The sequence below is a fragment of the Kosakonia sp. S42 genome (genome assembly GCF_016624785.1).
Lineage (GTDB): Bacteria > Pseudomonadota > Gammaproteobacteria > Enterobacterales > Enterobacteriaceae > Kosakonia > Kosakonia cowanii.
In genome coordinates, this window is the sequence record NZ_JACVTW010000001.1 from 363,503 (window position 1) to 386,527 (window position 23,025).

The 23,025-nt window shown below is 50.9% G+C and carries 23 protein-coding genes and 7 pseudogenes; 14 read left to right on the top strand and 16 right to left on the bottom strand.

The window, feature by feature from the left end:
- Nucleotides 1-47 precede the first annotated feature (47 nt).
- From purB to rluE, 5 genes are all read right to left on the bottom strand, one after another.
- Nucleotides 48-1,418, bottom strand: a complete 1,371-nt coding sequence (gene purB, locus IAE50_RS01630) for an adenylosuccinate lyase (protein ID WP_200579379.1) — start codon at nt 1,416-1,418, stop codon at nt 48-50.
- A 19-nt stretch (nt 1,419-1,437) separates the two neighbouring features.
- Nucleotides 1,438-2,067 (bottom strand): high frequency lysogenization protein HflD, encoded by a 630-nt coding sequence (gene hflD, locus IAE50_RS01635; RefSeq protein ID WP_042717549.1) that lies wholly within the window; start codon nt 2,065-2,067, stop codon nt 1,438-1,440.
- A gap of 74 nt (nt 2,068-2,141) precedes the next feature.
- Nucleotides 2,142-3,248: a tRNA 2-thiouridine(34) synthase MnmA gene (mnmA, locus tag IAE50_RS01640; protein ID WP_042717548.1), complete on the bottom strand. Its 1,107-nt coding sequence runs from the start codon at nt 3,246-3,248 to the stop codon at nt 2,142-2,144.
- Nucleotides 3,249-3,303: 55 nt separating this feature from the next.
- On the bottom strand, nt 3,304-3,762 hold the full coding sequence (locus tag IAE50_RS01645; RefSeq protein WP_200579380.1) for an NUDIX hydrolase: 459 nt from the start codon (nt 3,760-3,762) through the stop codon (nt 3,304-3,306).
- A 17-nt stretch (nt 3,763-3,779) separates the two neighbouring features.
- Nucleotides 3,780-4,427: a 23S rRNA pseudouridine(2457) synthase RluE gene (rluE, locus tag IAE50_RS01650; protein ID WP_200579381.1), complete on the bottom strand. Its 648-nt coding sequence runs from the start codon at nt 4,425-4,427 to the stop codon at nt 3,780-3,782.
- A 187-nt stretch (nt 4,428-4,614) separates the two neighbouring features.
- Between rluE and icd the strand changes: the two genes are divergently transcribed.
- Nucleotides 4,615-5,865: an NADP-dependent isocitrate dehydrogenase gene (gene icd, locus IAE50_RS01655; RefSeq protein ID WP_023481567.1), complete on the top strand. Its 1,251-nt coding sequence runs from the start codon at nt 4,615-4,617 to the stop codon at nt 5,863-5,865.
- A 110-nt stretch (nt 5,866-5,975) separates the two neighbouring features.
- Here the strand turns inward: icd and IAE50_RS01660 are convergent.
- From IAE50_RS01660 to IAE50_RS26625, 4 genes and pseudogenes are all read right to left on the bottom strand, one after another.
- Nucleotides 5,976-6,140: pseudogene (locus IAE50_RS01660) on the bottom strand (integrase); the annotation flags it as partial.
- Nucleotides 6,141-6,516: 376 nt separating this feature from the next.
- Entirely contained in the window at nt 6,517-6,804 is a 288-nt protein-coding gene (locus tag IAE50_RS01670) for a contact-dependent growth inhibition system immunity protein (RefSeq protein WP_200579382.1), read from the bottom strand.
- 3 nt (nt 6,805-6,807) lie between these two features.
- Nucleotides 6,808-7,116 carry an RNase A-like domain-containing protein gene (locus IAE50_RS26620; RefSeq protein WP_309228082.1) on the bottom strand — a complete coding sequence of 103 codons (309 nt, stop codon included), beginning with the start codon at nt 7,114-7,116 and terminating at the stop codon, nt 6,808-6,810.
- 3 nt (nt 7,117-7,119) lie between these two features.
- Nucleotides 7,120-7,635, bottom strand: a complete 516-nt coding sequence (locus tag IAE50_RS26625; RefSeq protein ID WP_309228081.1) for a hypothetical protein — start codon at nt 7,633-7,635, stop codon at nt 7,120-7,122.
- 182 nt (nt 7,636-7,817) lie between these two features.
- On the opposite strand from IAE50_RS26625, the pseudogene IAE50_RS01680 reads away from it, so the two are divergent.
- From IAE50_RS01680 to IAE50_RS01695, 4 genes and pseudogenes are all read left to right on the top strand, one after another.
- Nucleotides 7,818-8,187, top strand: a pseudogene (locus tag IAE50_RS01680) (putative holin).
- Nucleotides 8,174-8,441: pseudogene (locus tag IAE50_RS01685) on the top strand (phage holin family protein). The pseudogenes IAE50_RS01680 and IAE50_RS01685 overlap by 14 nt, the downstream one beginning before the upstream one ends.
- Nucleotides 8,438-8,893, top strand: a complete 456-nt coding sequence (locus IAE50_RS01690) for a lysozyme (RefSeq protein ID WP_200133294.1) — start codon at nt 8,438-8,440, stop codon at nt 8,891-8,893. The pseudogene IAE50_RS01685 and the gene IAE50_RS01690 overlap by 4 nt, the downstream one beginning before the upstream one ends.
- Nucleotides 8,893-9,360, top strand: a complete 468-nt coding sequence (locus tag IAE50_RS01695; RefSeq protein ID WP_370568925.1) for a lysis protein — start codon at nt 8,893-8,895, stop codon at nt 9,358-9,360. Before IAE50_RS01690 ends, IAE50_RS01695 begins: the two co-directional genes overlap by 1 nt.
- A 30-nt stretch (nt 9,361-9,390) precedes the next feature.
- Here the strand turns inward: IAE50_RS01695 and IAE50_RS01700 are convergent, their stop codons facing one another.
- Complete coding sequence (locus IAE50_RS01700) at nt 9,391-9,678, bottom strand: hypothetical protein (protein ID WP_200133255.1); 288 nt, start codon at nt 9,676-9,678, stop codon at nt 9,391-9,393.
- Between the two features lie 437 nt (nt 9,679-10,115).
- On the opposite strand from IAE50_RS01700, the pseudogene IAE50_RS25900 reads away from it, so the two are divergent.
- The 5 genes and pseudogenes from IAE50_RS25900 to IAE50_RS01720 all read left to right on the top strand — a co-directional run.
- Nucleotides 10,116-10,333: pseudogene (locus IAE50_RS25900) on the top strand (terminase small subunit); the annotation flags it as partial.
- Nucleotides 10,313-10,525 (top strand): annotated as a pseudogene (locus IAE50_RS25905) (hypothetical protein); the annotation flags it as partial. The pseudogenes IAE50_RS25900 and IAE50_RS25905, both read left to right, overlap by 21 nt.
- Before the next feature lie 134 nt (nt 10,526-10,659).
- On the top strand, nt 10,660-10,905 hold the full coding sequence (locus IAE50_RS01710; protein WP_200133254.1) for a hypothetical protein: 246 nt from the start codon (nt 10,660-10,662) through the stop codon (nt 10,903-10,905).
- Between the two features lie 337 nt (nt 10,906-11,242).
- Nucleotides 11,243-11,470, top strand: a complete 228-nt coding sequence (locus tag IAE50_RS01715) for a hypothetical protein (RefSeq protein ID WP_200133253.1) — start codon at nt 11,243-11,245, stop codon at nt 11,468-11,470.
- A pseudogene (locus tag IAE50_RS01720) lies at nt 11,461-12,384 on the top strand (glycosyltransferase family 2 protein); the annotation flags it as partial. The gene IAE50_RS01715 and the pseudogene IAE50_RS01720, both read left to right, overlap by 10 nt.
- A gap of 341 nt (nt 12,385-12,725) precedes the next feature.
- On the opposite strand, the gene IAE50_RS01725 reads toward IAE50_RS01720, so the two are convergent.
- Nucleotides 12,726-13,700 carry a hypothetical protein gene (locus IAE50_RS01725; RefSeq protein WP_200579383.1) on the bottom strand — a complete coding sequence of 325 codons (975 nt, stop codon included), beginning with the start codon at nt 13,698-13,700 and terminating at the stop codon, nt 12,726-12,728.
- A 173-nt stretch (nt 13,701-13,873) separates the two neighbouring features.
- Between IAE50_RS01725 and IAE50_RS25910 the strand changes: the two are divergent.
- Nucleotides 13,874-13,948: pseudogene (locus tag IAE50_RS25910) on the top strand (hypothetical protein); the annotation flags it as partial.
- A gap of 135 nt (nt 13,949-14,083) precedes the next feature.
- On the opposite strand, the gene IAE50_RS01730 reads toward IAE50_RS25910, so the two are convergent.
- Nucleotides 14,084-14,524, bottom strand: a complete 441-nt coding sequence (locus IAE50_RS01730) for a GNAT family N-acetyltransferase (RefSeq protein ID WP_200579384.1) — start codon at nt 14,522-14,524, stop codon at nt 14,084-14,086.
- Nucleotides 14,525-14,717: 193 nt separating this feature from the next.
- Here IAE50_RS01730 and IAE50_RS01735 point away from each other — a divergent pair, with 193 nt between their 5' ends.
- Nucleotides 14,718-15,335 (top strand): LysE family translocator, encoded by a 618-nt coding sequence (locus tag IAE50_RS01735; protein ID WP_200133250.1) that lies wholly within the window; start codon nt 14,718-14,720, stop codon nt 15,333-15,335.
- Between the two features lie 174 nt (nt 15,336-15,509).
- Here the strand turns inward: IAE50_RS01735 and IAE50_RS01740 are convergent, their stop codons facing one another.
- From IAE50_RS01740 to IAE50_RS01750, 3 genes are all read right to left on the bottom strand, one after another.
- On the bottom strand, nt 15,510-17,168 hold the full coding sequence (locus IAE50_RS01740) for a methyl-accepting chemotaxis protein (protein WP_200579385.1): 1,659 nt from the start codon (nt 17,166-17,168) through the stop codon (nt 15,510-15,512).
- Nucleotides 17,169-17,617: 449 nt separating this feature from the next.
- Nucleotides 17,618-19,168, bottom strand: coding sequence for a methyl-accepting chemotaxis protein (locus tag IAE50_RS01745; RefSeq protein ID WP_200579386.1), 1,551 nt, complete (start codon nt 19,166-19,168; stop codon nt 17,618-17,620).
- Nucleotides 19,169-19,586: 418 nt separating this feature from the next.
- Complete coding sequence (locus tag IAE50_RS01750) at nt 19,587-20,525, bottom strand: alpha/beta hydrolase (protein ID WP_200133247.1); 939 nt, start codon at nt 20,523-20,525, stop codon at nt 19,587-19,589.
- 70 nt (nt 20,526-20,595) lie between these two features.
- Here IAE50_RS01750 and IAE50_RS01755 point away from each other — a divergent pair, with 70 nt between their 5' ends.
- Nucleotides 20,596-21,531, top strand: a complete 936-nt coding sequence (locus tag IAE50_RS01755; RefSeq protein WP_200133293.1) for a LysR family transcriptional regulator — start codon at nt 20,596-20,598, stop codon at nt 21,529-21,531.
- Between the two features lie 163 nt (nt 21,532-21,694).
- On the opposite strand, the gene IAE50_RS01760 is transcribed toward IAE50_RS01755, so the two are convergent.
- A complete protein-coding gene (locus IAE50_RS01760) occupies nt 21,695-22,600 on the bottom strand; it encodes a LysR family transcriptional regulator (RefSeq protein WP_200579387.1) in 906 nt (301 codons plus the stop codon).
- Between the two features lie 128 nt (nt 22,601-22,728).
- Between IAE50_RS01760 and IAE50_RS01765 the strand changes: the two genes are divergently transcribed.
- Nucleotides 22,729-23,022, top strand: a complete 294-nt coding sequence (locus tag IAE50_RS01765; protein ID WP_200579388.1) for a DUF1330 domain-containing protein — start codon at nt 22,729-22,731, stop codon at nt 23,020-23,022.
- The last annotated feature ends 3 nt before the right edge of the window (nt 23,023-23,025 follow it).

Genomic DNA, 23,025 nt, shown 5'->3' on the forward strand with positions numbered 1-23,025 from the left:
AAGATGCCCTCTTTCCGGCGAAAGAGGGCGGGCAGAGCGGGCGGGGGTTATTTCAACTCATCAACCATGGTGATAGCGCGACCAATATAGTTGGCCGGCGTCATCGCTTTCAGGCGCACTTTTTCCTCCTCCGGCAGTGCCAGGCTGTCGATAAACTGCTTCATCCCTTCGGCGTCAACGCGCTTACCGCGGGTCAGCTCTTTCAGTTTTTCGTACGGCTTCTCAATGCCGTAACGGCGCATCACCGTCTGAATCGGCTCGGCCAGCACTTCCCAGTTGTGATCCAGCTCATCCAGCAGGCGGTCGCGGTTCACTTCCAGTTTGCTGACGCCTTTCAGAGTCGACTGGTAAGCGATCAGCGCATAACCGACGCCGACGCCGAGATTACGCAGCACCGTCGAGTCGGTCAGATCGCGCTGCCAGCGCGATACCGGCAGTTTGCTCGCCAGGTGTTGCAGCACGGCGTTCGACAGGCCGAGGTTGCCTTCGGAGTTTTCGAAATCAATCGGGTTCACTTTATGCGGCATGGTCGAGGAGCCAATCTCCCCGGCGATGGTCTTCTGCTTAAAGTGGTTCAGGGCGATATAACCCCAGACGTCGCGGTCGAAGTCGATCAGGATGGTGTTGAAACGCGCCATGCAGTCAAACAGCTCGGCGATGTAGTCATGGGGCTCAATCTGCGTGGTGTAGGGGTTCCACTCAATGCCTAATGAGGTGACAAACTCTTCGCTGAACTGGTGCCACTCCACTTCCGGATAAGCGGCGATATGGGCGTTATAGTTGCCAACCGCGCCGTTGATTTTGCCGAGAATCTCCACCTGGTTGAGCTGGCGGTACTGGCGCTCCATACGGTAGGCGACGTTTGCCATCTCTTTACCGATGGTCGACGGGGTGGCTGGCTGACCGTGGGTGCGCGACAGCAGCGGAATATCACGGTACTCAACGGCCAGCGCTTTCACCGCGTCAATCAGCTGACGCCAGTAGGGCAGGATCACCTCATCGCGGGCGCTTTTCAGCATCAGGGCGTGGGAGAGGTTGTTGATATCTTCGGAGGTGCAGGCGAAGTGGATAAACTCAGAGACCGCGTGCAGCTCCGGAACTTCGGCCACTCTCTCTTTCAGAAAGTACTCCACCGCTTTCACGTCGTGGTTGGTGGTGCGCTCAATGGTTTTGATGCGCTGCGCATCTTCAACCGAGAAGTCCGTAACGATTTTGTCGAGGAAACCGTTTGCGTGATCGGCAAAAGCAGGAACTTCCTTGATCGCCGCGTGCGCCGCCAGTTTTTGCAGCCAGCGTACTTCAACCTGAACGCGAAACTTCAGCAAACCGAATTCGCTGAAGATCCCGCGCAGCGCGCTGACTTTATCGCCGTAGCGTCCATCGACAGGGGAAACGGCGGTCAGTGAGGATAATTCCATAAGTCACAACTCCGGGAGGTTAACAATGAGCGAGAATGTGTTTGGCCTGTGTCGACAGGCGATTACGGGAAAACATTAACTGTAGCCGACCGCCGCCCACCTGGTGCCACAGCACGGCGGCGCGGATACCTGCCAGCAGAGTGGCGCGCACTTTGGCCTGCACCTGCGCGCTTTGCAAAATGGCAGGGGAGCCGGTGACCTGAATACGCGGCCCGAGCGGGCTGATGACATCGACATAGATGGCGGCCATCGCACTCAGCAGGGTGTCGGATTGCAGATCGAAGTGTTCAAGCTGGCGCTGCAGGCCGCCAATGCGGGTGCCGAGCGTCTCCATCGCCGCTTTTTTTGCCGCCAGCTTGCGCTCGAGTACCATCATGCTCAGGGTGTAGCGGGTCACTTCCCCGTTCAGCCCCTGGCGGTTGCTGCCGTTGAGCACGCCAAGCAGCGACTCGAGCCCAATGCGCAGGTTGGCTTCGCTGCCGCCAAATACGCCGAGGGTGGAGTCCGGGTTCATATCGATAACGCTATTAAGGGAAACGTGCAGCGCGTCGGCGTCACAGTGGCCCTGGTGCGCAAGCTCCTGCACCAGACGTGCTGACTGACAGATGCCTGCCAGCGCCAGGGTAATGTCGTAATAGTTCTTCGCCACACTTACTCCTTTTTGTGCCCGCGTCAGAGTGCATCTGCGCGGGCGTTAGCCAGTCCGATATCGCTAAAACAGAGTTAAACCGGCAGCGGCAGGCGCTGCTCGATAATGCCGCCGCCAAGGCAGACGTCATCCAGATAGAAGACGGCAGATTGACCCGGCGTGACGGCAGCCACCGGCTCGTCGAAGCGCACTTCAATGCGATCGTCGTCCAGCGCCGTGACGGTGCAGGGAATATCCTGCTGGCGGTAGCGGGTTTTCACCGTACAGCGCAGCGTGCCGTTGACCGGCTCGCGATCGACCCAGTGCAGCTGCTGGGCAATCAGCCCGACCGACATCAGGCGCGGGTGGTCGTGGCCCTGGGCGACGATGAGGATATTGTTTTCGACATCTTTGTCGACCACATACCACGGATCTTCGCTGCCCTCTTTGGTGCCGCCGATGCCTAAGCCTTTGCGCTGGCCCAGTGTGTGGTACATCAGGCCCTGGTGTTCGCCGATCGCTTCGCCATCAACGGTGACGATTTTGCCCGGTTGTGCAGGCAGATAGCGGCCGAGAAACTCGCGGAATTTGCGCTCGCCGATAAAGCAGATACCGGTCGAGTCTTTCTTCTTCGCGGTGGCAAGGCCCAGCTCTTCGGCGATTTTACGCACCTGAGGCTTTTCCAGCTCGCCGACCGGGAAGAGGCTCTGGGCGATCTGTTCATGGCCCAGCGTATAGAGGAAGTAGCTCTGATCCTTGTTGCCGTCGAGACCGCGCAGCAGGCGGCTTTTGCCGTCGACATCGGCGCGGCGTACATAGTGGCCGGTGGCAATATAGTCCGCACCAAGATCTTCGGCGGCGAACTCAAGGAAGGCTTTAAATTTGATCTCTTTGTTGCAGAGAATATCGGGGTTTGGCGTGCGCCCGGCTTTGTACTCCGCAAGGAAGTGCTCAAAGACGTTGTCCCAGTACTCTGCGGCAAAATTGACGGTGTGAAGCTCAATGCCGAGCTTGTCGCAGACGGCCTGCGCGTCGGCCAGATCCGCCGCCGCGGTGCAGTATTCCTCGCCGTCATCCTCTTCCCAGTTCTTCATGAACAGGCCTTCCACCTTGTAACCTTGTTGCTGCAACAAGTAGGCGGAAACGGAAGAGTCGACACCGCCGGACATGCCGACGATCACTTTTTTTGGGCTATCAGACATAGAATACTCACAACGAAGAACTTCAGGGCGGCGTATTCTAGCACGCACTGCTCGCTCAGGCATCCCCTGTAAACGGCCAGTTAAATTCTGCGATTGTTGCCAGCGGCAGACGCTGACCGTTCTGGTAGCAGCGAATACTCTCGGCAACCAGCGGCGAGCGCAGGTTTGCGGCAGTGAGGATCTCCTCAGCCGTGACCCACAAACAGCGGTCGATGTCGCTGTCGTGCGGCTCAGTGGCGCACATTTCGTTAAGCTCAATGGCAAACAGGAAGCGCAAAAAAGGCGTGCTGTCGGGGGCTATCCACTGATGCATGCGGATAAAGTGCTGCGGCGCGGCGTCGATGCCGGTCTCTTCCCATAACTCGCGCTTTGCGGCCTGCACTAATGTTTCGTCCGCTTCAAGATGACCGGCAGGCTGGTTCCACAGCACTTTGTCGCGGATCGTCTCTTCGACAACGAGGAACTTTCCCTGCGCGTGAACCACACAGGCTACGGTGACATGGGGTTTAAACATCGATTTCTCCCTGGCAGTTAAGCGTCACGCCATTCGCCATTGGCGAGGTTTTCCAGCGTGTAGTTTCCCATAGCGTAGCGGATGAGGCGCAAAGTGGGAAAGCCAACGTGGGCGGTCATTCGTCGCACCTGTCGATTGCGGCCTTCATAAAGGGTGATTTTCAGCCAGCAGGCCGGGATCGATTTACGCTCGCGAATCGGCGGGTTACGCGGCCACAGCCAGGCGGGCTCCTCGACACGCTCAACTTCAGCGGGCAGGGTAGGGCCATCGTTGAGCGTCACGCCAGTGCGTAATTGTGCAAGAGCTTCTTCGGTGGGTTCGCCTTCGACCTGCACATAGTAGATTTTCCCCGTGCATTTACCCGGCTGGGTCAACCGCGCTTGCAGCGCGCCGTTGTTGGTTAACACCAGTAAGCCTTCGCTGTCGCGATCGAGGCGGCCTGCGGCATAGACGCCGGGAACGTCGATATACGCTTTAAGGGTGCTGCGCCCGGCTTCGTCGGTGAACTGGGGTAAAACATCGTAGGGTTTATTAAACAAAATGACGCGCGTTGGCGCGCTTTTTTCAGCCGTTCGGGCGGGTTGTCGTGAGCTGAATCGCTCAAGCTTGTGATTTCTATAAGAAGTTTTCTTCATGGTATTTTCACAGGTTATCAATTGCCGCATTATAGCGGAATCATGATTGCCTTTCATGGCGTCGAACTATCGGTTAGTATTGACGGGCTCATTACAATTCATTAACAAAAAACGGTTTGCTCTGTGTGATTCACGTAACAGGTGAGCGGACGCAGTCTGAGCGCCCCGGCATGAAGTCAGCGAGCAAAACAACCAGAAGCGCTCGAAGGAGAGGTGAATGGAAAGCAAAGTAGTTGTTCCGGCGGAAGGTAGTAAGATCACCCTGCAAAATGGCAAGCTCAACGTTCCTGTTAACCCGATTATCCCGTTTATTGAAGGCGATGGTATCGGCGTTGACGTGACCCCGGCAATGCTGAAAGTGGTCGATGCCGCTGTGGAAAAAGCCTACAAAGGTGAGCGTAAAATTTCCTGGATGGAGATTTACACGGGCGAGAAATCGACCCAGGTTTATGGCCAGGATGTCTGGCTGCCGCCTGAAACACTGGATCTGATTCGTGATTACCGCGTAGCGATCAAAGGCCCTCTGACCACCCCGGTTGGCGGCGGTATCCGTTCTCTGAACGTTGCCCTGCGCCAGGAGCTGGATCTCTACGTCTGCCTGCGCCCGGTGCGCTACTACCAGGGCACTCCGAGCCCGGTGAAACAGCCTGAGCTGACCGATATGGTCATCTTCCGTGAGAACTCCGAAGATATCTACGCTGGCATCGAGTGGAAAGCTGACTCTGCCGACGCGGAAAAAGTGATCAAATTCCTGCGCGAAGAGATGGGCGTGAAGAAAATTCGCTTCCCGGAACATTGCGGTATCGGCATCAAGCCGTGCTCCGAAGAGGGCACCAAACGCCTGGTTCGCGCAGCGATCGAATATGCCATCACCAACGACCGTGACTCCGTGACGCTGGTGCACAAAGGCAACATCATGAAGTTCACCGAAGGTGCGTTCAAAGATTGGGGTTACCAGCTGGCTCAGCAAGAGTTCGGCGGTGAGCTGATCGACGGCGGCCCGTGGCAGAAAATCAAGAACCCGAAAACCGGCAAAGAGATCATCATTAAAGATGTGATCGCCGATGCGTTCCTGCAGCAGATCCTGCTGCGTCCGGCAGAGTATGACGTTATCGCCTGTATGAACCTGAACGGCGACTACATCTCCGACGCCCTGGCTGCACAGGTTGGAGGTATCGGTATCGCACCTGGCGCGAACATCGGCGACGAGTGCGCACTGTTCGAAGCCACCCACGGCACCGCACCGAAATACGCAGGCCAGGATAAAGTGAACCCGGGCTCCATCATTCTGTCCGCAGAAATGATGCTGCGTCATATGGAGTGGTTCGAAGCCGCAGACCTGATCGTTAAAGGTATGGAAGGCGCAATCGCTGCCAAAACCGTGACCTACGATTTCGAACGTCTGATGGATGGCGCTAAGCTGCTGAAATGTTCAGAGTTTGGCGACGCGATTATCGCGAACATGTAATCCGCGCTGCGGGTTGCACAAGAACGGGAACCTGTTGGTTCCCGTTTTTTATTGGGCGTTTGAGTTCTTCCCCAAAACTTTCCCCAAAACCTTTCCCCAAAACTCCCTCTTCACGACCCTGTTTTTGCGCTCACTATTACCCAATCTTTCCCTCGGTCATCATTGTATCTGTCCGTCATTTTCTGTGTCTTATGCCCCAGCAGTTTTTGCGTATCTACACCCTGTTCTCTGTATAACCGTTCCGATAAAGAACGTTGCTCATGGAAAGTAGGGGCTAACGACCCCGACACCTGACAGAACACGGGCAGTGTGGAATGGGCACGCAGGCGCACGGCCTGTTTGTAATCCGGCTTTGCAGAGTGCATCACGACGCGTTGCACACTGACACCGTGGCATTCACCGAAATATGCTGCGAGAAATCACACGTTATGAACCTGCTTAAAGATTTTAGCGACAAGATGCTTGCTAGATTCAAAAAAATGGGTGGGGTTTTTCTAACGATGGGTATTATATATTCACTGTACAGAACCCGCTCATAGTAGCGGGTTTTTATTCGGCGTTAATCACTTTCCAGATGTCTGGTTTTCCAGTTAGTCAGTTCACAACCTATTCATTTAAGGCTACAACCTTTCGCTGAAAAAGTTCTTTCTGTCATGGAATATGGAGCAGAATTTTTTGTAAAAAGGAACGCCATGTTTCACCCCATGGGGCTGGTGAAAATTGACTCTCTGCAAGCGAAGTCATAGTGCGGTTTAACTCCTCATCACTTTGTATAGCAATTGCCTGAGAAGCCTGTTGTTTGAGATTGCGAATAGCTAATTCGTTTTCCATCTCAACATAAGAACTCATAATTTCGTCGATGTTTTCGCCAAATATTTGATAATCCGGACCGAAAAAAATCACCAGCAGCTTTCTTAGTGTTTCGTAGTTTTTGTCCATTATTTATCCCATGAATGGATATGCAGTTAAAACGTAATAAGGCTTGTTGTTATACATTTTTTTGAGAAGAACAATTCGTACTACATAAAGAGTTTCTTTGATCTGACTCCCTTGGCGGAAACCGTAACCAACTGCTGAGCCTGATTTATAAGTAATATCCAGCGTATTTTCTGCGCTTCGGGACAGATTTGCCCAGTGCAGAATTTTCAACCGGTTAGCTTTAAGTGCAGAACTGATAACTTTTTCAGCTTGCTCCAGCTTAAAAAAAGACGATGTGGACTGCATTTGAGGGGTTCTGGCAAGGCGAGCCAGTAACTATTCTTCAGAAACAGCGATATGTTTCGCCATTGTATGACCGCCAGCTTTAATACCTTTTACAGCTTCATGCTCTGCCAGCCTGAAATTGCCTGCGCGAACGTAGGCAACCCGGGAAGTGCCAAGCGACAAGCCGAAGGCTAGCGGCACCGCAATATCAACAGTTAAACCGATGTTTAATGCGGTATCCTCATCCGCGCCAAACTGACGGGCTGTCTGCACAGCCAGCTGGTAAGCCGCTGTGCGGGTATCACGCCCTGATATTGTCTGGTCGATGGCTGCCTGCAGTGAATCCATGCTATGAGCGCCAACAACAACACAGTCTGCCTTGGTCAGCGTGGTAGGTTCAGGTGTGACGCAAAGGACTGTCGCACCAACCAGCTCTAATGTACCCATAACCACGCCGAGACCGCCGAGAAGGCGGTTTTGCATGGTTTCGGCTTCAGTTACGGTTTTATCCGACAGGACCGCTGCCATTTGAACTGGTGACATAACAATCTGTAATCCATCACTCATATTTTTTCTCCAGAGTTCTTCGAGATCGATAATAGAAAAAGTCGCTACGCTTCGCAAAAAGCATGATTCGAACAAAGCCTTTTTATTCTTTTTTTATGCCAACAATCTCAGTTTCGCTTTTATGCGTGGATTTTCCTTTCACCTTATTTCAAGAGGATTCACAGCAAATACGAGGGGGCTTAATGTCCGAACCTGTATCCGGGTCCGCTGCGGCGGCCAGCGCCTTAACCGGTGCCAGTCTTTATGGGCTTCTGACTGGTACTGATTACGGTGTCGTTTTTGGCGCTTTCGCCGGCGCGGTGTTTTATGTGGCAACTGCCGCTGATCTGACTTTGCCGCGGCGAACGGCATACTTCGTCGTCTCGTACTTTGCAGGTGTGTACGGATCCGGGCTGGTGGGCTCGATGCTCGCCAGCATTACCCATTACAGCGAATGCTCTCGGCGCGGTTCTGCTTTCTGCGCTGGCCATTAAGACGCTGACCTTTTTCAGTGAGCAGGATCCTCTGTCACTGCTGCAAAGGTGGCGGGGAGGAAATAATGGTAACGACTGACCCACTGGTGCTGACGGATGATCGTGATCCGCCTGATGATGTTCCGTAAGCCGGGCGGGAAGCACAACGTATGGGCCTCCTGGCTGGCATACGTGATCATCCTGGCGTATGCGTCCGTCCCGTTCCGTTTCATGTTCGATTTCTATTTCCACGTCCACTGGGCGACCGTCATGTTGAATCTCATCATTTGCGCTGCCGTGTTCAAAGCGCGTGGCAACGTGGCGCGCCTGTTTAACGTACTGAGGCCAGAATAATGCGGATCAGCGATAAAGGCATTTCTCTCATTAAGCAGTTTGAAGGCCTGCGCCTGACTGCGTATCAGGACAGTGTGGGCGTCTGGACAATTGGTTATGGCTGGACACAGCCTGTGGACGGCAAGCCGATCCGCGCCGGAATGACCATCAAAGAAGAAACAGCCGAGCGCCTGCTGCGCACCGGGCTGGTGGGCTACGAAAGCGACGTGTCGAAACTGGTCAAGGTGAAGCTGACGCAGGGTCAGTTTGATGCGCTTGTTTCGTTCGCCTATAACCTCGGTGCCCGCGCGCTGTCGACTTCCACGCTACTGCAAAAACTTAATGCTGGTGATAACGCCAGTGCTGCTGATGAGTTCCCACGCTGGAATAAGGCTGGTGGAAAGGCACTGCCTGGCCTGACACGGCGTCGTGAGGCAGAGCGGGCGCTGTTCCTCTCGGACAGCAAAAAATGATCTCCAGCTGGAAAGCCGCTGCGGCTTTGCTTTTACTCGCTGGCGTTCTGTCAATCGCTTGGACGATTAACCATTACCGCAATAATGCGATCACTTTCAAAGACCAACGCGATAAAGCCACCCACAACCTAAAACTGGTTAATCGAACAATCGCCGATATCAAGGTGCGCCAGAGCGAAGTTGCTGCACTAGATGCTAAATACACAAAGGAACTCGCCGATGCAAAAGCTGAAAATGCTGCTCTGCAACGTAAGCTTGATAATGGTGGTCGGGTGCTCGTCAAAGGCCGCTGTCCAGTGTCAGTCACAACCCAAAATAACAGTTCCTCCAGCATGGGCAATGATGCCACCATCGAACTCTCTTCAGTTGCTGGACGAAACGTTCTTAGTATCAGAGACGGAATCAAGCTTGACCGAGCAAAAATAGCCGCACTTCAACAGTTCATTACTGAGCAGTGCAGCCAGTGATTTTGGTTGTCAGTTGATGAGTTATGTAGATTAGTACTGCTCTGGGAAATGCACCTCGAAAGAGTAATTTTGCTTATCACTGCTTATGGTTAAGGTGCATTCTTCTTCGTCCCACTCCATTTTTTGAAAGCGCGAATCAAAATACTGATAACCACAGATTGCGGACTCAAAACTAAATATAACTTTGTCGTAGTCTGATAAAATAGTCACATTGTGAGGATTACCATCTACATACCCGTTTACGGTTACGTAAGTATTTCCCTTTATTCCCAAATACTCACGACAATCTTGGGCTGCTGCAATTGACTCAAAAGCCATTGTTGATTCCTTTTCAAAAAGAGAGACATAAAGATCGGCAATCCATAATAAAGCTTTAATTTACAATCGAACGAATTTGAAAAAAACGATACTGGACGAACTCTAAGATGGTGATCAATTTTAGTGGACCACTAGATTGTCGCACTGGCACAAGAGAGTAGTGAGTGGCTTTACTTCGCTCCGGGAGACGTTAAGCTCTCCCGGTTCACGCAGACGGAGGATAAGCGCCCTAGTAATCTATAAATCAAGGCACTACTTATTCCTTACTCATCTTCGCAGTCTTCCCCTTGGTACTCGCATGCACCAGATGAAGGGCCTTCATCACTATGTACGTCAAAGGCGACAACACAGTTTTCACAAAGGGTCTTGTGTGCAATGCCTTTTTCAGTACATGAAACCAGATAATCATGAACCATAAAACTCTCCTAAGAATTGAAATGGAACCCAATGACAAACAAGAAATGTTCTGTCGCGAGTACCTCATCGATTTGAACGCCACCCAAGCGGCTATTCGGGCGGGGTACAGCGCAAAGACTTCTAACCGTGCCGGCTTAAAAACCTGTCAAAATCTGAAGTCTAATCCAGAATTGCCGAAACGAAAGCTGAGCGCAATGATCTGGTTGGCATAAATGGGATATATCTCCTGAAACGTCTTGAAGGCGTCAGCCACCATTTCTGCAACCTTCTCGATACCGAACGCGAAAACGTAAGCGCTGAGCTTTCTGAGACGGCGAATCACTCTGTCGAAGCACAGGAAGCTGCGCGCTGCCTAGCTATTGCCCGCACCAAAATGCAGGAAGCCTGCATGTGGGCATGTCGTGCTGTAGCACTTCTAGACTCAGACTGCAGGGTTCATCACAAGGCGCATTTGCGAGTGCGCCTGATGATGAATCTTTTCAACAAGGGATAACGGCTAGCCACGCTGTTAAGCGTCATATTATCGGCATATACTGAAGATCCAATTTATTATGAAAAGGTTAAATGCAATCCGTGAAGCGCTATATGGTTTTTGCTTATAAAAAGGATGGGCTTCCAGGTGGCTACCGAGATTTTTGCGGTTTTGCTGACAATTTAGGACAGATCGCTGATTTAGTCGGTGCCGCTCAAGATAATGTGCTCATTAATCCTGATGTCGTCGAAGTATATGATTCCGAGCAAGAGGAACTAGTAGAGCTATTTGCTATTAATTCTGACGGTGATTGGATTCGACATGAATTAGATAACTAACCGCCTCCGGGCGGTTTTTTGTTGCCATCACCGTGCGGCATTACAGCAGGCATTCACTGAGTGCCTGTGATAATGTTAATTTGTGGAGGAATTGCCAAGGCTGATTAGCGTGACCGGTCGTTCTTGTGGCACCACAGACCTAGATCGTTAAGCCGCAAAGCCGGAGATCAGCACCGGCCACCATAACACATCTAAGCTACTGGCATCCGCTGGTGGCTTTTTTTATTGCGCCTCGCATGCGCTAAACAATCGAGAGTCTTTCAGTCGTGAGCCTGGGGAAAGCTGTGTTCTCGGGCGGCTGTCCCATGCGACAGGCTCACATCTAAAAGGATAAATCATGCGCATCACCGTTCTTGATGATGATCCCGATAAAAGAATTAACCCTGCTGTTGAGCGCTATAAAGTTTTTATTGATGGAAAAGAGATCAAACACTGCTTTGCTGCTGACGATGATAAAGGCGAAGTGATTTGCGCGGTATTCAAAGACGAGCGAATCGTACTTGAATCCGGAGAGGTTAAGCGGCAAACCCTGCGGGGCTCGGTAAGGATTGAGCCATGCGAGTAGAAATCGATGGTGTCCCGTATGTACCTGCCTGCGCGCCAACCACCAGCCGGATCGGCATAGCCATTTCCACGCATAATCGCGCTGGCGTACTCAGTCAGGCGCTGGAGCACCAGCTCCGGCATTTACCTGCTGGTGCGCTGGTAGTTGTCGTTGATGATGGTTCGCAGCCACCAGCGGTTGTACCTGCCAGCGTTAACCTGATCCGACACGATAAATCGCTGGGCATTGTGGCATCAAAGAATGCCAGTCTGGCTGCACTGATGGATGCCGGTTGTGCGCACCTTTTCTTGTGGGACGATGACGCCTGGCCGATCGCAGATGGCTGGTGGCTGCCTTACATCGAATCACCCGAGCCACATCTGGCTTATCAGTTTCTCGATCTGGCTGGCGCGCGCAAGCTTAACGATATCGCGGTGCTGTATCGCGACGATCAGCATATCGCCTACACCGGCCAGCGTGGTGTGATGCTCTATTACCACCGTAGCGCGATAGAGCGCGTTGGTGGCTTCGACCCGATTTACGGTCGCGGCATGTATGAGCACAGCGATCTCGCCCTGCGCATCCACAATGCCGGGCTGACGTCGTGGGCGTTTGCTGATGTGGTTGGTTCTGAAAAGCTGATTCACTCCCTCGATGAGCATGAGCTGGTGGAGCGCTCGGTGCCACGTCCGGATCGGGAAGAGCAGGTTAAGCGCAACGTCAGGATTCACAACGAACGTCGGGACACCGGTTATACCGGCTACGCCCCATATCGACCGCAACGTAATGTTGTAATCACCACACTGCTGACCAGTGAGCCCGACCCGCAGCGCAGTACCAGAATGACAGCCTCACCTGACCTGCTGGCGAAGTGGGCTGGTTCGTTGCGCGGCCGCAGCCGGGTCGTACTGGCTGATGAGCTGGCGAACGCACCATTCCGTACACTGGAACCGACACCCTGTTTTTCATCCCCACCGCCTCGTTATAGCAAAGCAGCGGCGTGTTGCTGGCGCAACCTGACTCTATTAAAGAAACCAGCACAGCCGCCGAGGTGTTAATTATTTTCATATTTATTCCCTGAAGAATTTTGTAGCTTTCGCCAATGGTTCTGAGGGGTGAGATGTGATGGAAATGGATGAGTTTTTACCCAGCTCACCATAGATTTTAATAAATCGAATCCGCAGCACTTGCAGGGTCTGATTGGATATAGAGAATTATTGTACGATAAGCCTGTTTTTGAACAGGCTTATCTATAGAAATAGGCCGTAGTCAGGCACTAAACAGCGTTATTACCTGGCAGTCCCAGTCGATCTATTTCCAGTTCGTCGGCTGCTTTGAGGCGTTTATTCTCTACAAGGTAATTATGAAGGCGCTCAATCAGGGCTTTATCACCCTCCCAGAAGTAATATCCTTTCTTGCCCCTTCTCTCTAACATTTCAGAGTGCCAGATATCCTCCCACCATACCGATTCCTGACAGCCATGTTCAATTAAATAGTGTGGATGACAATGCCCTTCGCGATAGTAAAGGGATAAGTCATTTTCACTAAGATCATAGCTTTTCACGAAAAAATTCCCTTTTATGTAGCGGGAATATAATTCCTGAAGGATAACAAGAAAATCCGCAAGATCATGAAACCCGCCGTTACCGATTTCTTCACTCAAATGAAGATTTGTGTAAAAAAAGTCAGTGCTTAAAGTATCTTTGAATTCTCTTAAAATCAGTATGTTACCAGCGAAATTGGTTAGACGAATTATGCGAATAAACGTTACGGGATTACCTTTAGCATCTGGAGCGAGCAAAGCATCAACATCTTCAGTACTCCCTCCTTTCCAGTTGATTCGACTCTGGGAATTCATCGGAAAGGGTACTCTTTCTCCAAATTTAAGCCATTCTGCGCAACAGCCTAGTAATTCGCTCAGATTATTGAGATCTATAAATCCGGGAACTTCATTACCTGTAAACCAGTTTTCAGCGGACAATGCATTTTGGTGTCCCAATAGCTCCGCCAACTTTGCCGGAGTTAACGGAGATCCCCTGCGAAATTTATTCACAGTTGGCAAAATATTGTTCAATCGTTCAGTTATTTCATGCTGATAACGGTCTCCACCAGAGATGTTTTTCTTGCTCTCCACTGATTGAGTAAGAATATATCTGGCGTGGCCTTCCAGAGAACGTTCTGCTTCGTTGGCGGCTGTTTCAAGAGCCTGGTATATATTTTCAGGAATAAGTCGGATGAGTAATTTTTTCATAAGCCTTCCATAGGTCACGCGTTTTATCTTATGTATCATAATGACATCATTTAGATATCATCTGATTTTTTGTATGTTACAAAATGTAAATTTTGGTGCTGAGAATGATTTTTGAGCGCGATTTACCTGATCTCATGGCTTCCTATCGTGGCAAAAATGAAAAGCTGATGTAAGTTCAGGATCACCTGAATGCGAAGGGCGGGCGAGGCGCACTTTATTTTGCCGGGGAGGGGATAGATCCCGCACGGTAGATGAAGCGTGAAATGCTTTCCGCACGTATAGCGCGATTTTTCATACCTGTTAGTTGTCAGGTGAACAGGGAGCAAAATTATTTAATGGATCCAGCCAATACCTGAGCCAGAGTTGCTTATACCACCGGGATATTAATCAAGCGGCGGCAGATCGCTGAGAAGCTTTACAAAGCGCTTTCTCACTTCCTTATATCCGTTATTTTCATAAAATTTGTGCGCCTTAACCCTTTTTTCGCTGCTTGATAGTTCAATCTGAGAACATCTCTTGATAGCCGCGATGCGTTCAGAGGCGATAAGGAGTTGCTGCCCTACGCCTTGTCCTCGTGACGACTCATCTATTACCAGCGCTGAGATTAATGCCCATAAGTTATTTTCATGAACAGGCATGATGAAATTTATGACAATAACGCCACAAACCTCTTTCTCTGATTCGGCAACTAAAGTACACAGCGTGTCATGCTGTTCACGGATACGTTGTTCTAAACTCGCACTCTCTGTCTTATAGCCCAACTGCAGGAAAAGCCGTTTTAACGATGGAATGTCTTTGAGTTCAGCAGCCCTGATTGAAATCATTATGATCGCGTCCTTATTTTGATTTCGATAAAGATATTCAGGTTTGACTAATCAATTCAACAAAATTTCTGAGACGGGTACATGAACTATGCGCAGGGGCAGACATTGTTGGCATTGTGTTATGTTGTTAACCGGATGCCGTTCATGAAGGGCGGAATTGCCTGACGACACTGTTTACTGATGGGGAAGATGAATGACAAGTGATGTGATCGCGCTTTCTGCTATTGGCGTAGCTATCCTGTTTGGCGCAATGAGCCCGGGAGTGAGTTTTCTGCTCGTCGCCCGAACGGCCATGTCCAGTTCGAGAAGGGCGGCTTTAGCTGTTGCTACAGGGATGGGTTTTGGTGCGTTTGTTTTTGCTGCCATCGCCTTAGCGGGTCTTCACACCCTGTTGACGTTGATCCCGTCACTGTACACAGGTCTGAAGCTTGCAGGCGGTTGCTATCTTTTATGGCTGGCTGTGAAAATGTTTCGTCGTCCTTCAAATCGTTTTAATGATTTGACCGAAACAGAGGAAGTCAGCGTCTCAAAAGCATTTATAACTGGCGTATTTACGCAGATCAGCAATCCCCATACGGCACTGGTATTTGCCAGTATTTTTTCCGCAGCGCTTAGCAAAAATATTCAGCCTGTTATGTACATCATCCTGCCAACAATGGCATTCGTTATCGATGTGCTCTGGTATGCAGTCGTCGCATGCTTATTATCAACTCACGGGCCACGCCAGGCTTACATTAAATACCGTAAGCTTATAGATAAACTAAGTGGAGGCATTATGGCCTTGCTTGGAATACGGCTGTTGCTGAAGTAGGTCAGCAGGTGCGAGCTTTTATCGATGCAGTCTTTAGCTGGGTAGCTTCAGAACGTGGGGAGAATAAGCGTCGTAAGTATGGTGAAGAACAAACAGATAGATCGTCCTGAAGGGTAAAAGCGCTGCTAGAGCAGCGCTTTTTAGTAATTAATAATCGTGTGTAAAAGTCAAAAATCAGAAACTTTCCCAGTCTGTATTACGAGCTTCACCAGCAGTAGATGCGGGTTTTGTTTGCAGCTGCTGTGTTCTGGCGATCGGCGTGCTTACTGCTTTTCCGACATACCCAGTATTTTCGTTAAGCGTAAAAGTAGAGACCAGGCTCGACAAGGTTTCAGCCTGCTCCTGCAGAGATTTAGATGCCGAAGAGGCTTCTTCAACCAGTGAGGCGTTTTGCTGGGTAACTTCATCCATTTGCCCGATCGCCTGGTGAACCTGCTCAATACCTTTACTCTGCTCAGTGGTCGCAGCCGCAATTTCGTTAACCAGATCCGCGACCTGGCGAACCGCATTGCTCACATTTTCAGTGTTACTTCCCACATTCGCTGCCTGGTTAAGACCCTGCTCAACCTGGGAAACAGAGAGTGAAATGAGATCTTTAATTTCACGGGCAGCAGAGGACGAGCGCTGTGCCAGAGTACGCACTTCAGAAGCAACCACCGCAAATCCTCGGCCATGTTCACCTGCACGCGCGGCCTCTACCGCCGCGTTAAGCGCCAGGATGTTGGTCTGGAAGGCGATACCTTCAATAAGGCCTGTAATATCGGAGATTTTTTCTGAACTTCCGCGAATCTCTGACATCGTTTCCAGCATCTGGCTGACTGCGCCCGCATTCATGCTCGATAAACTGTTAGCGTTATTCGCCAGTTCGCTTGCCTGAACTGCGCCATCGGCATTCTGGCGCACGGTTTCACTCAGGGTGGCCATACTGGCAGAGGTCTGCTCCAGAGAGGCGGCCTGCTCTTCGGTTCGTGATGACAGGTCTTCGTTGCCTGCGGCAATCTGAGCGGAGCCGGTGCTGACCGATTGCGCAGCATGGTTTACCGATAGCAGCGTTGTTGAAACCTTCTCCAGCAGGCCGTTAAACGCTGATGCAGTCTGGCCTATTTCATCGTTTCTGTAGACAGTGGCAACCTGGGTCAGATCGAGACTGTTACTGACCTCTGTCATTGTGCTCTTTATGCTGTTGAGGCTGCGCTTGATGCCCTGAATAATAGTGATGGAAAACAGACCAAGCAGAAGGATCACCACTGCTGCAGCGCTGGTCATCATCCACCACGTTTTTGCATAAATTGTCTTGTTTTGTTCGCGCAGGGCGTCGCCAATTTTTATATTTAATTCAATCTGATTGGTGAAATCGGCTTCCATTTTACGCGATGCGGCACCCACACCATCTTCACTTTTAAGAAGAGACAGGGATGACGCATTGTCGTGGTTTTTTGAGGCTGCTAAAAAAGCGGGTAACGCCGCACGAACGGCTTCGATATTACGGTATGCCTGCTCGGTCATCGCTTTATCTTCATCGCTGGAAATATCATTTGCCATGTAATAATCCGTGAGCGATTTCAGCGTGTTAAGCAGGCTGTTTATTCTCTCTTCAGCCGCAGTCTGGCCAGCAGTGTCCAAAGCAGTCTGGTGACGATAAAAGGCGATACCCAGCTGGCTGGTGGTGCTGATTGATTTATTCAAATCCTTGATGCTGGGTATGGCATTGACCTGTACATACTCAAAACGCGACTGGAAACCTGAAATCACCGAAAGTGAGACGGCAACAACCGCGAAAAGTGATATAGCGAGCAAAGAAAATGCCAGCGACAAACGCTGTGTGATAGTCATAAGAACCCTGGTGTTATTAGTAAATGAAGCAAAAAGGGGTTATCGACGCCGCGTTTAAAGGCTTTAACGATATTTAATAAATATATTTTTTTTGAAAAAATGGCTACTTCCTGAATTTATGCTAGCCAGCTTTTTTTTCACCAAAATTAATTTCATTATCCTCTTTCATATTAAATAACTTAATTAATCACCGTTGTGAAAGTGACTGATAGATAAGTCAATTTACAAAAAAATAAGCAGAACATAGCCATAATAAAATTTAACCAGACGGGCTCTATGGTTATTAAAGTTGGAAAAAATTCCTTTTAGCCCGTTGATTGAACTCGCTCAACGAGAGCTCTTCGTCTGACAGCTGTGCCCGCGACTGCCACGTTAATATCAACGGTAACGGCTGGCTGCTGGCGTTACCCAGCAGCAGCGGGCCCAATGCGGCCATCAGGAACCTTTTGTCAGGCAAGTTTGAAAACCGCAGCTGATCGGTTCAGATGAGCCGCCTGATCTTCCAGCGATGCGGCAGCAGCAGCGGCCTGTTGAACCAGTGCGGCGTTTTGTTGGGTCACTTCATCCATTTGGGTGATAGCGATGCTGACATGCTCAATACCGTTCACCTGCTCACCGGAGGCGGTGTAGATTTCGGCCATAATTGCAGAGACGTTGTTGATCGCGGTGACCACCCCGGTCATGGTTTTGCCCGCCTGCGCGACCAGGTCGGTGCCTTCCGATATGCGGCTATTCGAGGCTTCAATCAGCGCTTTAATCTCTTTTGCCGCCGTCGCGCTGCGCTGGGCAAGTGCGCGCACTTCGCTTGCCACTACGGCGAAGCCACGGCCTTGCTCACCAGCGCGGGCTGCTTCCACCGCAGCATTAAGCGCCAGGATATTGGTCTGGAAAGCGATGCTTTCAATGGTGCTGATGATATCGCCCACGCTTTTCGAGCTGTCAAAAATAGCCGCCATGGTGGTGACAACTTTATCCACAACTTTGCCTCCCTGCTGCGCGACGCTGGAGGCGTCAGACGCTAGGCTGCTGGCGTTTTGTGCGTTAGAGGCATTTTGCCTTACTGTCGCCGTCAGTTGTTCCATGCTGGCTGACGTCTCTTCCAGCGAAGCGGCCTGCTGTTCCGTTCGTGAAGAGAGATCGGTATTACCCATCGCGACCTCTTTAGAAGCGCTGTCGATAGAGGTCGCGGCGGTCTGGATATCAGAGACTACTTTTTTGAGCTGCTCCTGCATGGCGGTCAGGGTGACGATCAGAACACCGGCTTCATCTTTTGAACGCGCAACCAGGCGGGTGGAGAGATCGCCTGAGGCAATCGCCTTCGCTGCGTTTACCGCTTCCCCAAGTGGAAGGGTGATGGCACGGGCAAGAAGATAGCCCAAACCTGAAGCGATAAGGACACCTAACAGCGCGCCGATAAACAACGCCAGCCGGGTCTGCGTTTCAACGGAGTCGACAGAACCCTGACGCTCGCCGAGCAGTTTTTTTTCATTGTTGATGATTTCATCAATGGTGGCGCGCATTTGATCCATCTGCTGCTTGCCGGTGTTAGCTTCAAAGGCGGCATTGAAATCGGCCTGCGTCATGGTCCCGGCATTGAGTGCACGACGATGAGCCAGCAATTCAGTAACAAACTTATTTCCCCACTCTTGCTCCTGTTGCAGCAAATTATTCAGGCGATCCTGCTGAGTAGGGTTATCAGAAGTTAAGCTTTTCGTTTCCTGCAAAACGTTAACGAAATCCTCTTTGCCTGAGCTCCACGGAGCCAGCATTTCCTCTTTGCCATTGATGGCATAGCCGCGTAGTCCGGTTTCCATATTTACCAGGTCCTGGGTCAAGGCACGGCTTTTATCAATAACGCGCCAGCTATGTATATTCCATTCGTTAGTACTGACAATTCTGGAAAAGTTATTGTAGAAAGTGGCGCAGAGTAATAGCAGTAAAATTAAAACGGCGCCAAAGGCAAAAAAGAACTTTTTCTTGATAGGTAAATTCCTGAACATTTGAACCTCGTTCTACAGAGAATGACAGAGCAGCTCCATGAGCCCTTAAACAGATAAGTTATCGGCATTGATTAATCTGCCTTTAACTAAAACTCGTCGAACTACAGGCAACGAAGAATATATCCACTTTGCTTTTTTTCTATGCTTCTGATTTTAAGGAGATAGCGCACTGCAAACGCAAGAAGTGAAGCAGGATATATCGTTTGCGCTGGTGGTGTGGCGCAAGCAGGGCAGTGCAGAGCTCTATCAGATGCAAAATCAGGAAGAAATCCTGTGTCTTATATACACAGGATTTCACCATTTTAATTTTCCCTGACGCGCTATAAAAATGAAGTTCTGCCTGTAGAACGAGGGATTAATAATCCAGGTTATGGCGTTGTGGTTATTTACTAATAAAGAGTGGCTTTCTTCACAAATGTTATTTCGCTGATTCCTGTTCTTTTGTTAAAGCCTGTTCCAGAAAATGAATCGCGTTATTTAACGCCTGGTCGGCTTCCGGCAGAGTACCGGCCAGAAGATGCCATACATGAAACATCCCTGGCCACACTTCGAGCGTTGTTCGTACGCGCGCTTCGCCTAAATTTGCAGCCAGCTTGATAGCATCGCTCAGCATGACCTCATTCTCACCTATCTGGATGAGGATGGGTGCAAGCCCCTGGACATTCGCATAAACCGGGGAGGCATCAGGATGGGTGGCAAGCTCTCTCGCCAGAAAGCATCTTGCCAGCCTGTTAAGAAAGTCGACGTTACAAAGGGGATCAATCCCGTCACGGGTCGTCGCAGATAAACCGCTATGGGTAAGATTAGCCCAGGGCGAGATAGCCACGCCTGCGGCCGGAAGCGGAATACCCGCGTCACGGGCCTTGCGCATGATCGTCACCACCATCGCGCCACCGGCTGAATCGCCTGTTAGCACGAGATTTTCAGGCTGGACGCCGCTATCGAGAAGGGCACGATAAGCTGAAAAAACATCATCTATTGGCGTAGGGAAAGGGAATTCAGGCGCCTGCCGATAATCTGGTGTGTACACCCTGGCTTTTAGTGCCTTAGCGATACGTCCAGTAAGGCCGCGGTATGCTTCGACCCCGCCATGGACATAGCCGCCGCCATGAATATAAAGCACCACTCTGCTGCCAATATGTTCATGCCTCTCACTGATCATCGCGGGCATATTGCCCAACACGCTTGTCTTGTAGGTGACCCCTTCGATCGCAGGGAAGATTTTTTCGAGCCCCTGCATATAGCGGGCGCGAACTTCAGGCCAACTGGCTTCTGACGTACCGTAAACCTTCTCGACAACCGGACCAGCTGCACTGATCCATCCATTCAGATTTTTTTGAGCGTTTTTCGACAACATTATTGAATCCTCACTGATTGAAATTCTACAATCCGAGTATATTTAAATGATTGGCGAAAAAGGTTCCCCAATGACGGGCAGAAAAATCGCGTCGCCAGAGAGTGCTGGCTCAGCTCTGGAAATTAACGCATTACGTATCTTTGTTGCTGTGGCAGAGGCGGGCAGTTTCGTTGCTGGCGGTAAGGCAATGGGGCTGACGCGTTCAGCCGCAGGGAAAGCCATTGCGCGTTTAGAGGCTTACCTTGAGATCCGGCTTTTTCAGCGTACAACCCGCCGTTTATCGCTTACGACAGAGGGGCACGAATTTTATCATCGATGCAGCCAGATACTGGAAGATTTAGACGAAGCTGAAGCTAATATTCGTCAGAACCTGCCGTTGCCGAAAGGCACCCTCAGAATGACCGTGTCAGAAGGCTACGGCAAAATGATCGTTCTGCCCTTTATCAATGAGTTTTTGCGGGCCTCGCCAGATATAAGTATTGAAATCAGCTTCAGCGATCGGATTGTCGATCTCGTAGAAGAGGGGTTCGATCTTGCAATACGCGTAGGCAACGGAAGTACCAGTTATCAATACATCACCCAGGTGATCGACAGAACAAGCCCACAACTTTGGGCTTCACCAGAGTATCTCCGCCAGGCAGGCATGCCTGAATCACTTGCTGAGATTAAAAACCACCGTCGACTCGTTTATGGTCTGGGCGCGGCTTCCACCGCATGGACTCTCGTTGATAAAGCGCAGGGACAGGTAACAGTGAACGGCCACAATCACGTCAGGTTTGACAGCGGGGATGCCATTCGTACAGCAGCTATAGCCGGGCTGGGTATCGGATTTCTCCCCTCATTTATGGTTGAGAAGGATATTCAGGAAGGGTGCCTGGCCCAGGTGCTGCCCGACACACGAGGTGAAGAAGTCGCTATTCATGCTATCTACCCTAACCGGCGACATCTTCCTGTCAGGGTGCGGGCTTTTATTGATAGCTTTAAATCTTTCCTGAGTAACAGATAAAGCAGCGGCACATGACGCTGTATTGTTCGGGAAACCTACGCTGCCAGAAGGGGACGTTTTCATTCCTGCCCATCCCCGGCACCGTGGTTTTTAACCTCATAGTCCGTGCACGCTCTGCTATTTGAATAGCTCCGCGCCCGGATTAAATTCGCGAAAAGCATCATCACTCAAAATAAGGTCTTAAAACTTCCTCCGTCCAGTTCATAAACGCTCTTACACGCGGCGATAAATTGCGCCGGTGCGCGACAACAAAAGAGGCGGTGATTGGTTCAGGACGTAGGTCTGGCAGGATCTCTATTAGCGCGCCGCGCTGGATATGCGTTAACAGTGAAGGGTAGCCACCCTGAATCAGTCCCAGACCTGCAAGACCCGCATCATGATAAGCCGGAACGCTGTTGACCGTGACCGCACCAGGCAGCATCAGCGATTTATAACCGTCGTCCGACGGATACTCCCAGCCGTCAGGTTTCGCTCTAAAACTCCGGAGGTAATGCACCATCCTGTGTTTCTGGTTGAGAAGATCCTCTAACGTCTCTGGTACCCCAAAGCGATTGAGATATGCCGGGCTGGCGGCATTTATCATGCGCAAATGGCCCAGCGGCCTGGCAATAAGCGTTTCGTCGACAATGGGCCCCAGGCGCACCACGCAGTCAAACCCCTCCTGAACCAGATCGACGCGTCGATCGCTGCTTGACAGCTCTATCGCCAGTTCAGGGTGTGCTTCCAGCAACTGGGGCAGGGCAGGGATCACCACGCTCTGCGCCAGGATCGCAGGCATATCGACGCGCAACTTGCCCTTCAACGGCATGCCGGATGCAGTGAACATTGAGCGCAGATCGTCGGCTTCCGCAAGTAGATCCCGCGCACGGGCATAAAAAGCCCGCCCGTCTTCCGTCAGTTGTACCGTCCGTGTTGTACGGTGAAGGAGCGTAGCGCCCAGTTCATGTTCCAGTTCACGCACCACCATTGACGCCCGTCCTTTCTGGATCCCCAGGCTTTCCGCTGCCTGGGTAAAGCTCTTCAGTTCTGCCACGCGAGCAAAAATAACCAGCGGCTCAAGGTTCTTCATTGTTCATCCTCAGGGTAACAGTGCGTATTTTCTGGCGCCGTTTATGCAGGTATTAAAACTCAATAGAGTACTTTCACAGCGTCTATTTCGCATCACGTTTTCTGAAGGCAAATGAGGAGTAAACAGAAATGAACAAAGGTTATTTAATTGGTCATGTGACCGTCAAAGACCCCGACGCGTATGCCGAATATGCCCGGGCAGCGGGGGAGGCCATTCAGCCCTTCGCGCCAAAGATCATTGCCTGGTCCGGGCAGTATGAAAACCTTGAGGGCGAGTCGCATCAACGGCATGTCATTTTTGAGTTCGCTTCTTTTGACGAGGCTAAACGCTTCTATGAGAGCCCTGAGTATCAGGCGGCAAAAACACTCCGCGCAGGTGCGGCGAACGGCACCTTTGTTTTGGTTGAAGGGAGCAACTTTTAGCAG

Excerpts from the sequence above, each read along its gene's own strand:
- purB (WP_200579379.1), bottom strand. The coding sequence starts at position 1,418 with ATGGAATTATCCTCACTGACCGCCGTTTCCCCTGTCGATGGACGCTAC.
- mnmA (WP_042717548.1), bottom strand. The coding sequence starts at position 3,248 with ATGTCTGATAGCCCAAAAAAAGTGATCGTCGGCATGTCCGGCGGTGTC.
- IAE50_RS01645 (WP_200579380.1), bottom strand. The coding sequence starts at position 3,762 with ATGTTTAAACCCCATGTCACCGTAGCCTGTGTGGTTCACGCGCAGGGA.
- rluE (WP_200579381.1), bottom strand. The coding sequence starts at position 4,427 with ATGCGGCAATTGATAACCTGTGAAAATACCATGAAGAAAACTTCTTAT.
- icd (WP_023481567.1), top strand. The coding sequence starts at position 4,615 with ATGGAAAGCAAAGTAGTTGTTCCGGCGGAAGGTAGTAAGATCACCCTG.
- IAE50_RS01670 (WP_200579382.1), bottom strand. The coding sequence starts at position 6,804 with ATGGACAAAAACTACGAAACACTAAGAAAGCTGCTGGTGATTTTTTTC.
- IAE50_RS26625 (WP_309228081.1), bottom strand. The coding sequence starts at position 7,635 with ATGAGTGATGGATTACAGATTGTTATGTCACCAGTTCAAATGGCAGCG.
- IAE50_RS01700 (WP_200133255.1), bottom strand. The coding sequence starts at position 9,678 with ATGGCTTTTGAGTCAATTGCAGCAGCCCAAGATTGTCGTGAGTATTTG.
- IAE50_RS01710 (WP_200133254.1), top strand. The coding sequence starts at position 10,660 with ATGCAATCCGTGAAGCGCTATATGGTTTTTGCTTATAAAAAGGATGGG.
- IAE50_RS01715 (WP_200133253.1), top strand. The coding sequence starts at position 11,243 with ATGCGCATCACCGTTCTTGATGATGATCCCGATAAAAGAATTAACCCT.
- IAE50_RS01725 (WP_200579383.1), bottom strand. The coding sequence starts at position 13,700 with ATGAAAAAATTACTCATCCGACTTATTCCTGAAAATATATACCAGGCT.
- IAE50_RS01730 (WP_200579384.1), bottom strand. The coding sequence starts at position 14,524 with ATGATTTCAATCAGGGCTGCTGAACTCAAAGACATTCCATCGTTAAAA.
- IAE50_RS01735 (WP_200133250.1), top strand. The coding sequence starts at position 14,718 with ATGACAAGTGATGTGATCGCGCTTTCTGCTATTGGCGTAGCTATCCTG.
- IAE50_RS01740 (WP_200579385.1), bottom strand. The coding sequence starts at position 17,168 with ATGACTATCACACAGCGTTTGTCGCTGGCATTTTCTTTGCTCGCTATA.
- IAE50_RS01745 (WP_200579386.1), bottom strand. The coding sequence starts at position 19,168 with ATGTTCAGGAATTTACCTATCAAGAAAAAGTTCTTTTTTGCCTTTGGC.
- IAE50_RS01750 (WP_200133247.1), bottom strand. The coding sequence starts at position 20,525 with ATGTTGTCGAAAAACGCTCAAAAAAATCTGAATGGATGGATCAGTGCA.
- IAE50_RS01755 (WP_200133293.1), top strand. The coding sequence starts at position 20,596 with ATGACGGGCAGAAAAATCGCGTCGCCAGAGAGTGCTGGCTCAGCTCTG.
- IAE50_RS01760 (WP_200579387.1), bottom strand. The coding sequence starts at position 22,600 with ATGAAGAACCTTGAGCCGCTGGTTATTTTTGCTCGCGTGGCAGAACTG.
- IAE50_RS01765 (WP_200579388.1), top strand. The coding sequence starts at position 22,729 with ATGAACAAAGGTTATTTAATTGGTCATGTGACCGTCAAAGACCCCGAC.